Raw genomic sequence first — 12,168 nt, 5'->3', positions numbered from 1 at the left:
CTCTTAGTGCCTGCAATGAGGGGCAAAGCCTGGCTGCTGAAGGAACAGAGATGACAGCTAAAACCAACGTCAAGATAAATTTGGGCCAGCCCATAAACGACCTGCTTGATAATAGCCCTCATCCATTTGAGGAAGACTGTCTGGCACACGTTGGGTTGTGCTGGTATGAGATCAAGAAGCGCTTTGCTGAGGCGGACCTGCCTTCGGTGACAGTGTTCCAGAACGACACCTTACTATTGGCGTTGGACGACGTTGGGCGTGTCTCCGCGGTTGTTGATGAGACTCAAGGGCGTCTTGTTGAGCAGGTAACGCTGAGCGTGCGCGGTCTTCCTGACAATAGTCTGCATTCTGAGCAAAAGGGGTTTGTTTATCAGTTGCTGAACACCTTGCTCGGGAGTGGTTGGACGCATTTCTATCGATTCCCGGCCGCGCGTATTTCTGGCGCTGATGCTCACAAGATCGTTGTGCCGGATGAGGTAATGGGTATGCGCGTCATCGCTCACCCGTGGTTTGACCCCCGCTATGAAGCATCTCTAGAGCAATGGTTAAGCGCCGGCAGCACATACCATTGGTTCTTTTATCAAAGCGGAATTTATCTGCATGTATCGGTGCAGCGGAGCAACTCGCGGGATGCCCCGGCAGAGCGAGGGACTTACCTGATCAAGATGGAGCTGCAAACTGAGCTCGCCTATTGGCCTCAACATTTCAGCGAAGAAGATCAAAGCGATTGGCGCAAATTAATGCCTGCGTTGTTGGAGCAGTACGCTCAGCAGCGAGCGAAGCTTGAGAGGGAAGCTGAGGCTGCTGGTATAAAGATCGAAGACAGTTACCGAGATCCGGCGATCAAACTGCTTGGCGAGTAAACTCGCTGTGTAAAGGGGACATTTGCATCTGCGGTCTAGGGTAGATTCTCACCTGTTGTGAGAATCTACCCGCCAGATTGAGCGCCTTCTACATTTTTAGAATCAACCCCTGGTCCGGGTTCACCTTGCCCTGTAGCGTCTGCTTGTAGGCCTCTTCCACGGCATCACCGCCTTCTACTTCCGTCACCTTCATCCACTTCTGCACTGACGCAACCAGCGGCGCCCACAGCGTGGCGAAGTTCTGCATCAGCTGCGCGTTGCCAATTTCCTTACCGCGTTTTTCCCAGTAACCGGGGGCAAAGAAGACTTCCGGCTTGGCCCCCGGCAGGTTCTTGTCGCCGCCGCGTGAGTCCCAGTGCGCGGCACCGACCAGGGAACTGAACAGCATGTTGTCGGCGAAGTGTTTGTGCAGGCTTGCCAGGATTTCACCATTGCCAGCGAAATCCACCGATACGGTGCTTTGGCTAGCGTCGAGCTTGTCGATATCGGCATAGCTGACCACCTTGTCGTAGTAACCCAGACTCTCGACAAAATCGGTGTTACCGGGAGAGGTCAGAGCGGTGATGGTCAGTGGTTTACCGCGCTGGCTACGTTGGTGCTGGAGCATAAAGGCCAGACCCAGCGCGGTTTTGCTGGAGGCGCTGGTGAGGATGATCTGCTCGGCCTCGAAGAAGTTGTTCACCGCAAGGAAGTCGTCCAGCAGAAAAGAGGTGATCAACAGCGGCCGCAGCAGCATTTGCAATGCTTCATGCTCGGGTTGGTAGGCTGGGTCGGTGTCAGTGAACTGGTACTGGTTATAGGCTAATGCCAGGTGCTGGCGATGTTCGGCGGTATCGATGAAACTGCTTTTACTGACTTTGCCAGGTTTGACCCGCAGCTGGCGCGCCATCGGCAGGTAGCCGTACAGGCGTTTGCCTACGGGCACTTCGGGATGCCGTGACGCAGCTACATCGGCAAAGCCCCAGACGGGAATCTGGCCCCACGGCGCTTCGGCGGGGAAAAAGGCCCAATACTTGAAGCGTTTGCCCAGCGCGGCGTACGTAATGTTGTTGGCGGTAAAAGCAAAGTGGTCGACGGCCAGGAGCACTTCGCCGTCATTCAGCTCGTCTGCGGTGATTGCGGGCAGGGGGAGCGTCGCGCAGTGATCCAGGTTGTCCTGATCGACCACAAAAGTGGGGTTGGCGTTAGTCATGATTGGCAGGCTCCGGCGAGGTTGGATTTTCAGTCTAGCTTGCCTGAGCGGGACGAGAGGGTCTGCGTTAAACCATCTGCCAAATACCGATTGATAATGCCAGGCGAGATAACCGCCGGATTGAGATGCCGAGTCGCGTAATATGTTGTATCCGGGCCCAGAGCGGCCCAGCCATGCTAGATTGACGTGCCAGCATCTGCTGGCGCTGCCGCCCCGCAAGGAGGGGGTTTAATCATGAGTTTGACTGTTATTGTCCTGTTCGTAGTGGGGCTTGTTCTGCTGGTTGCAGGTGCTGAGGTGTTGGTCAAAGGGGCTTCGCGCTTGGCGGCCGGCTTTCGCATTTCCCCTTTGGTTATTGGTCTTACCGTAGTTGCTTTTGGCACCAGCGCGCCCGAGTTGGCGGTCAGTACCGGAGCAGCCTTGGGCGGCCAGGGCGACATCGCGCTGGGTAACGTGCTGGGCAGTAATATATTCAACGTGCTGTTTATTCTTGGTCTTTCGGCGTTGATCGCACCGCTGGTGGTATCGCGTCAGCTGATCCGTCTGGATGTGCCCTTGATGATCGGCGCGAGCATGCTGGTTATTCTGCTGTCGCTGGACGGCAGTCTCGGCCGTTTTGACGGTATCTTGCTGTTTGTATTGATTGTTGCCTACACCTTGTTCTTGATCATTAGCAGCCGGAAGGCCAATACGCCCAGCGACGCTGCCGATCTGGGCGTGCCGGATGCAGAACACAGCGGTTCCGTGATGATGAACGTGCTGTTTGTAGCTGGCGGCCTGGTGATGCTGGTACTGGGTGCCCGCTGGTTGGTCAACGGTGCGGTAGTGATGGCAACCAGTATGGGTGTATCCGAGCGAGTAGTGGCATTGACTATCGTCGCGGCGGGTACCTCCCTGCCTGAGGTGGCGACCTCTGTGATCGCGAGTATTCGCGGGCAACGCGATATCGCTGTGGGCAACGTCGTGGGCAGCAATATATTTAACCTGTTGGCGGTGCTGGGTGTCGCGTCCTTCCTGGCTCCAGCCGGTATCGCAGTGTCGGAAGCGGTGCTGCGCTTTGACATGCTGGTGATGTTTGCTGTGGCCCTGGCGTGTTTGCCGATCTTCATCAGCGGCATGCGCATAAACCGCTGGGAAGGGTTGCTGTTTATGGCCTACTTCGTCGTCTACAACATTCATGTTGTGACGACGGATGGCGGCGCCAGCGGCATTCCGGGACTACCTAGCGCGATGCTGTTCTATGTAATGCCACTCACCGCGGTTACCTTGCTGGTTATTCTTTGGAAGGGCGCGCCGCGTCACTAAGGTAGTTGTAAGTCAAAAAAGAGCAGCGGCTTGACCGGCTGCTCTTTTTTTTGCCCTAAATGGGTGCGCCCGCTTAATGTCCTGAGCGCTTGCGCTGTGCGCCATATCTTGTTGGCAATTAATTTTCCCCCTTTCTGATCCTCATTCCAGAGCTTTCCCATCAATCGTCGATGACGTTTGAGCTAACAGTGCAGGGTTCTTTTTTCCTTCTCGTGACTGTATGGTCATATAATTGCATTATTAATTAATGTCTCATGATCGGGTTGTCGTTATGGCTGATAAAATCTGGAAATGACCGAAAATATTGATCTCTGTGCTTGATGGAGATCAATGCGTCATTCCGCAGAAGAGTCAATTATCCGAAGTGTTCATGATTTCAATACACCCACCTGAATTGCTCTGGCACCGAGGAAGACTGTAATGAAGCAACTGACACCCATGGATTCGCACTTCTTCTATTTTGAGGGTCCCAATCAGCCGATGATGATCGGTAGCCTGTGGTTATGTGATCAGACAACCGCGCCAGACGGCATTGTGCGGCACAAGGATATTCTGCAGTACGTATCGGACAGGTTGAATACGACCTCGTATTTCCGGAGGCGGTTGGAGCAGGCACCTTTTCAGTTGGACGATCCCTACTGGCTGGAAGACGAGAATTTTGATCTGGAATATCACGTTCGGCATGTCGGCTTGCCCCAGCCTGGGGATTGGCGTCAGTTGTGCATTTTTACCGCGCGGACGATGTCGCGCAGCGTCGATATGGAACGGGCGCCCTGGGAGATCTACATCATCGAGGGCGTCAACAATGTGGAAGGCGTGCCGCCCAACAGTTTTGCTGTGCTGATTCGGTTTCATCACGCCTATGTGGATGGCAAGTCCAGCCTCGAACTCAGCACGGCGATGATGGAAGAAACCGCGGAACACGAATACGGTCGGCGTGACAGAGTCGAGGTCGCCGAACGTGCGCCCACGCGTCTGGAAATGTGGGCTCGCACGGCGCCGCGAATGTTGGGGCAGTCTGTGCGCAGTATGCGAGCTGGCCTGCTGTTCGGTCGCAAGAGCCTGGAGTTGGCGCGTCGTTTGCGGCAAGACGGTTTGCCGGAGCAGCGACGGGTACCGCGGACGATCTTCAACGTCACGGTTACACCGCACCGTTCCTATGGCGGGCACTCGTGGCAAATCCCTGACCTCAAGCGGATGCGTCAACTGCACCCCGGTGCCAGTCTTAATGATGTGATTCTGGCGGTCATCGCCGGTGGTATGCGGCGGTATCTGGCCGAACATAAACAACTGCCGGTTGATCAGTCCCTGATCTCCATGTGCCCGGTTTCCATACGTCCAGAGTACGCCCGCTCTGAAACCGGTAACCTGATATCGGCGATGTATATTGCCATCGGTACCAATATCGAGGATCCGACCAAACGTCTGGCCGCGATCCAAGGACGCACCCATCGAGGCATCCCTTTGGCCCGCGAAGTGCTCTGTGACCTGACCAACGCGGCGGGCGACATGGTGCCACCCGCCATCCGCGCTCTGGGTGCCTGGTTCCAGAACCGCACGCATATGGCCGGCACCTTGCCGCTGATCAATACGGTGATTACCAACGTGCCCGGTATCCCCGGCATGCATACCCGCTATTTTGCCGGAGCGGCCATCCGCGAAGTTTTCCCCCTGGTTCCGGTATGCGATGGCATGGCCATCAGTCACGGGATCACCGGCATATATGATCGCCTGAACCTGGGCGTGGTGGCTGACCGCAAGGTGGTACCGGATATGGATTTCTACATCGCCTGCATGGAGGCGTCGACGAAGGAGTATTTAGCCTGCGTAGCAGCGCTGGAGTCTGCCCAAACCAGTACTGCGCAGGAGCGCACGATCGACTCTGGCAAGCCCAACGCCAGGCAGCCAAGCAAAGCCGCCGCAAAGACTCAGAGCAACGCGACTGTCGCCAAAACCACCAGTAAGCCCAAGAAGCGGGTCAAAACCAGACCGGCCGCGAGCAAATCGGCGGGGGTAAAGCTTGCCGCCGCCAATAGCTCGCCCAACACATCTGTTGCAGAACCGCTACCGGCTGAAAGTAAGCAAAACTGATTCACGATCATACTCATTTGAGGGGTAGCCAATGAAGCTCTTTGAACGCCCGCGCACCAAGCAATTGTTAAAGGACATGGAGCAGGCCGAGCATTACCAGGATTGGGCCGAGATGGCGGCTGCCTGGGATGAAGAGCATGGGCTGGACGAGTGGAAGCAGAACGATGCCTGCGAGAGTTACGACTACCGCTCCATTCGCCAGCGTCTGGACAAGGTGCGGGACCTGCGCTTTCGCCGCGAGTATCACGACCTGCTGTTTGTCCTGAACGAAGGCCTGCACGGGAATCTGGGCGGCATGGGCAAACCGGCGCTGTATAACAAGGCAAAGCTCGGCACCAAGAACCTGATCACCCGGTATGTAGAAGAGATATGCGGTGCGCTGGATGATCTGAATGAAGTTGATGACAGCATCATTGCGCTGGAAGAAAAGCAGGATTTCTTTTTACGTGCCAGCCATTGTTACGGGCGTTCGGCGTTGATGCTCAGCGGCGGGGCAGTGCTGGGCTTTTTTCATGCGGGGGTGGTCAAGGCGCTGTTTGATCACGGTTTGTTGCCCGAGATCATTTCCGGCTCCAGCGCTGGGTCGATCATCGCTGCAACTGCTTGCACGCATGTGGATGATGAGCTCCAGCACCGGCTGAGCCTGGACAACCTGCACCACGAGGTGGATGAGACCACCGCGATACGCCCGGCGCTGTCCTTGTTTGGCAATCCCAGGCCGAGAATGGATGCGGATAATCTCAAGGATTATCTGGCGAAGATTATTCCTGATCTGACCTTTCAGGAAGCGTTCGAGCTGACCGGGCGCAAACTGAATATCACCGTGACTGGGTTGTCTCCACGTCAGGCGCCGCGCTTGTTGAACGCCATCACCTCGCCCAATGTGCTGATTCGTTCTGCGGTCACCGCTTCCTGCGCGATCTACGGCATTTACCCGCCGGTCACGCTGATGTGCCGCAATGCCGCTAACGAGACGGTGCCTTACCTACCTGACTTGAAATGGATTGATGGCTCCTTTGCCGACGACCTGCCGGCCAAGCGCCTGGCGCGGTTGTTCGGCGTTAACCATTTTATTTCCAGCATGACCAACCCTGCGGTGCTGGCGATGACCCCGGATCCGGATGCACCCAGTAATCCGTTCCGCACTCTGCTGACCTATCAGGCGCGTTTTCTGAAAATCACCACCGCCGAAGCGATGCGCTTCAGCCGCGACAACATCCGCATCAAATCGCCGGTGATCAGCTTGATGCAGCATCTGACCTACGGCGTGCTGCGCCAGGAATACACCGCGGACATCAACATCTTCCTGCGCAACCGCTGGGACCATCCGCTGCGCCTGCTCGCTGCGCCCTCGCGGGAGGCTATGCATCGGCTGCTGCACGAGGGGGAACGTTCCACCTGGGAGAAGGTGGAGATGGTCCGTAACTGCACGGCTATCAGCCGCAAGCTGGATACCATCGTGCACGGCCGGGGCTGGGAAAAATAGCCAGTGCAAAAATGCCGTAGGGAAAAGTAGCGCGCAGCAGCGCTTTTCAATGCGCCCGCTGCGCAGCACAATGGGCTTTCATTTGCCTGTGAGCCATCCCATGACCGACGCGACCTTGCCCCTGACTGGCCGTTACATTGCCTTGCCCGAAAGCCGTGAGCTGGATCTGTTTGCGGCTATGCTGGTCAAACGCGGTGCCGAAGTACTGCGCTGTCCGCTGGTGTCCATTCACGATGCTCCGGATCAAGAGCCCGTACTCGCCTGGATCGCCGACTTTATTGCGCAGCCCTATGATGACTTGATCCTGCTGACCGGCGAGGGTTTGCGCCGTTTGCTGGCTGCAGCCGAGCGTGCCGGCGGCAGTCTGCGCGATGATTTCATTACCCAGTTGGGCAAGGTACGCAAGCTCACTCGCGGCCCTAAGCCGGGCACTGCACTGCGGCAGATTGGCCTCAAGGCGGATCTGGTCGCAGTAGAGCCGACTACCGAAGGCGTGATCAAGACGCTGGAAGCTGGCGATCTGTCCGGCCGGCGGATTGCCGTGCAGTTGTACGGCACAGAGCCTAATCGGTTATTGGTAGATTTTTTAGCTCACGCGGGAGCTCACGTCAGTACCGTTGCGCCTTACGTGTATGCCGACGATGTCGAAGATTCGAGAGTAGAAGAGCTGGTGACGGCGATCCTGGCTGGGCAGCTTGATGCGATTGCCTTTACCAGCGCCACTCAGGTACGCCGCCTGTTTCAGATTGGCCGCCGGCAATGCGGTGAGCCTGCGTTAATTGCGGCATTGGCCAAGCTTAAGGTGGCGGCTGTGGGGCCTATCGTGGCTGATGAATTGCGTGAACGCGGCGTTCAGGTTGATCTGATGCCGGAGAGCAGTTTCTTTATGAAGCCGCTGGTGCGTGAGCTGGTCAAATCGCTGGGTGTGCCCGGGGTGGAAGACAACGATTCAGATTGAGGCAAGCCTGGGGCTTCCACGGGGGCGAATTGCCCCCGATGCTGCGGCAGCTTGTCAGCCGGGCATATCACTTATAGCCGGCCATTTATTGGCCCAGGGTTGGGCCGCTTCCAGTTGGCTGGCCAGTTGCAACAGCAGCGCCTCGCTGGCGGATGGGCCGCAGAATTGCACGCCTAGTGGCAGGCCATCGGCGGTCCAGTGCAGCGGCACGCTCATTGCGGGCGTGCCGGTCAGGTTGGCCAATTGGGTAAAGGGCACGTAGGTCAGATTCTTGCGCGCCATGTCACTGACCATATTGTCCAGCGCCCCCCAACGCGCCAGTAACGGTAGCAGGCCGGTGTTCAGCAGCAGCTCGATCACTCGCGTCTGTTTGCGCGGCAAGTTGGCTTTCTCGTGGCGGATAGGTGGATGTGCCAGAGCTGGAGTCATAAACAGGTCGTGTTGCTGATAGAAGCTGCCCAGCGCCTGGCTAAACTGATTCCACTGCCGGTGACTGTTGATATAGGTTGCGCTGGACATACTGCGCCCGAACGCAGCCAACGTGCGTGTGAGTAATTCGAACTCTTCATCCCGTGCACCCATTTCCCGCGCCTGGTCGAGCGTTGCAGCCACCTGCCCGAAGTACATGTTCAGATAACAGCGCGCCAATGCCATGCCGTCGTAATCAGGCTCGGCTTCTACCACTTCATGACCCAGCGAGCGCAGTAATTCGGCGGCATTCTCTACCGCACGTATGGCCTCGGGGTGTACCGGCGTGTCAACCGGTGAGCGGGTGCTATAGCCGATGCGCAGCACGCCAGGCTCACGCTTGGCCAGATCACGAAATGGCAGGGCTTCGGGCGCCAGTAAAAAGGGATCGCCGCGATTGGGACCGGCCAGTACGTCCATGGCCAAAGCCGCGTCGCGCACGCTGCGGCACAGCACCAGGTCACTGGAAGCGCCCTCCCATATCTCGCCATGTGCCGGCCCAACCGATACCCGCCCCCGCGATGGACGCAGGCCGAACAAGCCGCAACAGGCCGCGGGGATGCGGATCGAGCCGCCACCGTCGTTCGCCCCGGCCATTGGTACCATGCCAGAGGCCACAGCAGCAGCCGAACCGCCACTGGATCCACCGGTGGTATGTGCCATGTTCCAGGGGTTGCGGCTTGGGCCGAAGGCTTCGGGATCGGTGACGCCCTTGAGCGCCAGTTCGGGTGTATTGCTTTTGCCCATAATAACCGCCCCAGCGTTGAGCAGGCGTTGGACGATATGCGAATGCTGGCGTGCAGGAATACGGCTGAATACCTTGCTGCCATTGCCGGTAGGCAAACCTGCGTAATCCTGGATGGCATCCTTGATCAATATAGGCACGCCTGCCAGCGGGCCGGCGAGTGGTTGTTTGACGCGCTGACGGGCGATCTCGAACATCGGCTGACAAACGGCATTCAATTGCGGGTTGAGGCGGTGGTATTGGGTGATGGCAACGTCCAATAATTCCGCTGGCGTGGTGTGGCCTTCAGCTATTTGACGGGCCAGCTCCGTGGCGTCGCTACCCATATACTCTTGTGGGCTCAAAGACATGACATAACCTTTATGGATCTTGTTGGTGGTTGAGCAAATACTCTAAACCATTGGCAAACGCGACACCATTGCTGTTCACGCAGGATTGGGCTTGTCACTCGCAGCGGCGGGGGCAACAATGGGCGTCACCTTTTAGAAGCCGCCCCCGTTTTCAAGGATGTTTGATGAGCAATAAAGCCGCTGCCATGCGCCTGACCCCTGAACAACTCACTGTGCCCATTGATCTGGATAGTCTCGGGTTTGTCACCACCGATGAGCTTGAGCCGTTTCGCGGTATTCTTGGGCAGGACCGAGCGGTGGAGGCGATGCAGTTCGGGGTGGCCATGCATCGGCCTGGGTATAATGTGTTTGTGATGGGCGAGCCGGGCACCGGGCGCTTCTCCTACGTGATGCGTTACCTGAAAGCCGAAGCCAAACGCCAGATCACGCCGCAGGATTGCGTCTATGTAAACAACTTTGACGAGCCGCGTGAACCCCGTGTGCTCAGCCTGTCACCGGGTACCGCGGGGGCATTGCTGGCGGATATCGACAAGTTGATCGATAACCTGCTGGCGACCTTCCCTGCGGTATTCGAGCATCCGGCTTTCCAGCAGAAAAAAAGCGCCATAGACCGCGGCTTTAACCAGCGATATGACCGCGCCATCGATTCGGTGGAGCGCAAGGCGCTGGAAAAGAACATCGCGGTTTACCGTGATGCGCAGAACATTGCCTTTACTCCCATGAAAGATGGCAAAGCGCTGGACGAAGCCGAGTTCGCCCAATTGCCGGAGGAAGAGCGCGAGCGCTTTCATGTGGATATTTCGGCGCTGGAGGAAGTACTCAATGAGGCCCTGTCCAGCCTACCGCAATGGAAACGGGAAACCAGCAACCAGCTTCGTGAGCTGAACGAGCTGACGATTACCGAGGCGATTCAACCGCTGCTTGATCCGCTGATCGAACAGTACGCCGGTAATGAGGGCATCTGCGATTACCTGCACGCGATGCGGCAGAATTTGCTCAAGACGGTGATTGATCAACTGGTCGAGGAGCGCGCGCCCGAGGCCCGACCGGAAGCGTACAAAAAGCAGATATTGACTGAACAGTATTGCCCAAGCCTGGTCGTCGGCCATCCGGACAGCGGCGGCGCGCCGGTAGTGCATGAGCCGCACCCTTCCTACGACAATCTGTTTGGCCGTATTGAATACAGCTCCGATCAGGGTGCGCTGATCACTAATTATCGGCATATTCGTCCCGGCGCATTGCACCGGGCTAACGGTGGTTACCTGGTGCTGGAAGCAGAAAAACTGCTGGGCGAACCCTTTGTCTGGGACGCTCTCAAGCGCGCGCTGCATTCCCGCCAGCTGAAAATGGAATCGCCCTGGGCCGATATGGGTCGGCTGACCACGGTCACCCTGACGCCGGAAGTGATTCCGTTAGCAGTCAAGATTGTGATCATCGGATCGCGCCACCTGTATTACACCCTGCAGGATCTTGATCCTGACTTTCAGGAGATGTTTCGCGTACTCGTCGACTTTGATGAGGACCTGCCGCGTACGCTGGACAGCATCGAAAGCATGGCGCAGTTGCTTAAAACCCGTACCTTCGAGGAAGGGCTGGCGCCGCTCACCGCAGCGGCGGTCGCGCGGGTGCTGACTCACAGCGCGCGCCTGGCCGAACACCAGCAGCGCTTGTCGGCGCGCATCAGTGATATTTTCCAGTTGGTCGCCGAAGCCGATTTTACCCGGCAGTTGGCGAATGACCCGCTGATCGATACCGCTCACATCGATCGCGCGCTGCAGGCCAAGGAGATGCGTACCGGCCGCGTCAGTGCCCGCATACGCGAGGACATGCTGTCAGGGGTCATCCTGATTGATACCCAGGGCGCGGAAGTCGGGAAATGCAATGGCCTCACAGTGCTGGAGGTCGGCGACTCGGTATTCGGTGTGCCGGCGCGGATCAGCGCCACGGTTTACCCTGGTGGTAGCGGGATTGTGGACATCGAGCGGGAAGTTAATCTGGGCCAGCCGATTCATTCCAAGGGAGTGATGATTCTGACCGGTTATATGGGCAGCCGTTACGCTCAGCATTTCCCTCTGGAAATCTCCGCCAGCATTGCACTTGAGCAATCCTATGGTTATGTGGATGGCGACAGCGCCTCGCTGGGTGAGGTTTGCGCGCTGATCTCGGCGTTGTCGCGCATCCCTTTGAAGCAGGGCTTCGCCATTACTGGCTCGATTAACCAGTTTGGTGAAGTGCAGGCGGTCGGTGGTGTTAACGAGAAGATCGAGGGGTTTTTCCGGCTGTGCCAGGCGCGCGGCCTGACTGGCGAGCAGGGTGCAATTATTCCGCGCTCCAACGTACCCAATCTGATGCTCGACGACACCGTGCTGGAGGCCGTACGCGCGGGCCAATTCAACATCTATGCGGTGAGTCACGTCGATCAGGCCTTGGGTCTGCTGGCGGGGGACGAGCCGGGCACAGCGGATGATCAGGGCCATTTCCCCGAGGGCACTATCAATGCCCGAGTGGTTGATCGGCTTCGCGAGATTGCTGAGCGTGATGATGAGGAAGAAGAGAGCGAGGAAAGCGCCAAGTCCGAGGCGAAACCGGACAGTCTACTTTGATCAACGCGTAACCAATTGGCGCTGAGCCCGGAGCTATAGGCCCTGGGCGTGGCTCTCCCGAATCTATCTACAGAGTTATCCACAGATTTTGTGGGTAGTTCACACCG

The 12,168-nt window shown here is 57.4% G+C and carries 8 protein-coding genes; 6 read left to right on the top strand and 2 right to left on the bottom strand.

Translation table 11 applies throughout. The features are described 5' to 3' along the window. Window positions 1-50 precede the first annotated feature (50 nt). Window positions 51-863, top strand: coding sequence for a hypothetical protein (locus DT594_RS08605; protein WP_149332304.1), 813 nt, complete (start codon window positions 51-53; stop codon window positions 861-863). 88 nt (window positions 864-951) lie between these two features. Here the strand turns inward: DT594_RS08605 and DT594_RS08600 are convergent, their stop codons facing one another. Beyond that, entirely contained in the window at window positions 952-2,055 is a 1,104-nt protein-coding gene (locus tag DT594_RS08600; RefSeq protein ID WP_149332303.1) for a DUF2855 family protein, read from the bottom strand. Between the two features lie 234 nt (window positions 2,056-2,289). On the opposite strand from DT594_RS08600, the gene DT594_RS08595 reads away from it, so the two are divergent. From DT594_RS08595 to DT594_RS08580, 4 genes are all read left to right on the top strand, one after another. Beyond that, on the top strand, window positions 2,290-3,360 hold the full coding sequence (locus DT594_RS08595) for a calcium/sodium antiporter (RefSeq protein WP_149332302.1): 1,071 nt from the start codon (window positions 2,290-2,292) through the stop codon (window positions 3,358-3,360). 420 nt (window positions 3,361-3,780) lie between these two features. Beyond that, a complete protein-coding gene (locus DT594_RS08590; protein ID WP_149332301.1) occupies window positions 3,781-5,451 on the top strand; it encodes a wax ester/triacylglycerol synthase family O-acyltransferase in 1,671 nt (556 codons plus the stop codon). 31 nt (window positions 5,452-5,482) lie between these two features. Beyond that, a complete protein-coding gene (locus tag DT594_RS08585) occupies window positions 5,483-6,937 on the top strand; it encodes a DUF3336 domain-containing protein (protein WP_096345125.1) in 1,455 nt (484 codons plus the stop codon). Between the two features lie 100 nt (window positions 6,938-7,037). Then, window positions 7,038-7,895, top strand: coding sequence for a uroporphyrinogen-III synthase (locus DT594_RS08580; protein ID WP_149332300.1), 858 nt, complete (start codon window positions 7,038-7,040; stop codon window positions 7,893-7,895). 54 nt (window positions 7,896-7,949) lie between these two features. Here DT594_RS08580 and DT594_RS08575 read toward each other — a convergent pair whose 3' ends face one another. After that, window positions 7,950-9,458 (bottom strand): amidase, encoded by a 1,509-nt coding sequence (locus DT594_RS08575; RefSeq protein WP_218574494.1) that lies wholly within the window; start codon window positions 9,456-9,458, stop codon window positions 7,950-7,952. Window positions 9,459-9,622: 164 nt separating this feature from the next. On the opposite strand from DT594_RS08575, the gene DT594_RS08570 reads away from it, so the two are divergent. After that, window positions 9,623-12,061 carry a Lon protease family protein gene (locus DT594_RS08570; RefSeq protein WP_425460527.1) on the top strand — a complete coding sequence of 813 codons (2,439 nt, stop codon included), beginning with the start codon at window positions 9,623-9,625 and terminating at the stop codon, window positions 12,059-12,061. Window positions 12,062-12,168 lie beyond the last annotated feature (107 nt).

The organism is Halopseudomonas laoshanensis, assembly GCF_008365385.1.
In the GTDB taxonomy this organism is placed as follows: domain Bacteria; phylum Pseudomonadota; class Gammaproteobacteria; order Pseudomonadales; family Pseudomonadaceae; genus Halopseudomonas; species Halopseudomonas laoshanensis.
Note: the sequence above shows the minus strand (reverse complement) of the source record. Positions and strands in the feature narration are given on the sequence as shown.

Bases quoted from the DNA above. Each gene is read 5' to 3' on its own strand.
- DT594_RS08585 (WP_096345125.1), top strand. From the start codon at position 5,483: ATGAAGCTCTTTGAACGCCCGCGCACCAAGCAATTGTTAAAGGACATG.
- DT594_RS08570 (WP_425460527.1), top strand. From the start codon at position 9,623: ATGAGCAATAAAGCCGCTGCCATGCGCCTGACCCCTGAACAACTCACT.
- DT594_RS08595 (WP_149332302.1), top strand. From the start codon at position 2,290: ATGAGTTTGACTGTTATTGTCCTGTTCGTAGTGGGGCTTGTTCTGCTG.
- DT594_RS08590 (WP_149332301.1), top strand. From the start codon at position 3,781: ATGAAGCAACTGACACCCATGGATTCGCACTTCTTCTATTTTGAGGGT.
- DT594_RS08575 (WP_218574494.1), bottom strand. From the start codon at position 9,458: ATGTCTTTGAGCCCACAAGAGTATATGGGTAGCGACGCCACGGAGCTG.
- DT594_RS08605 (WP_149332304.1), top strand. From the start codon at position 51: ATGACAGCTAAAACCAACGTCAAGATAAATTTGGGCCAGCCCATAAAC.
- DT594_RS08600 (WP_149332303.1), bottom strand. From the start codon at position 2,055: ATGACTAACGCCAACCCCACTTTTGTGGTCGATCAGGACAACCTGGAT.
- DT594_RS08580 (WP_149332300.1), top strand. From the start codon at position 7,038: ATGACCGACGCGACCTTGCCCCTGACTGGCCGTTACATTGCCTTGCCC.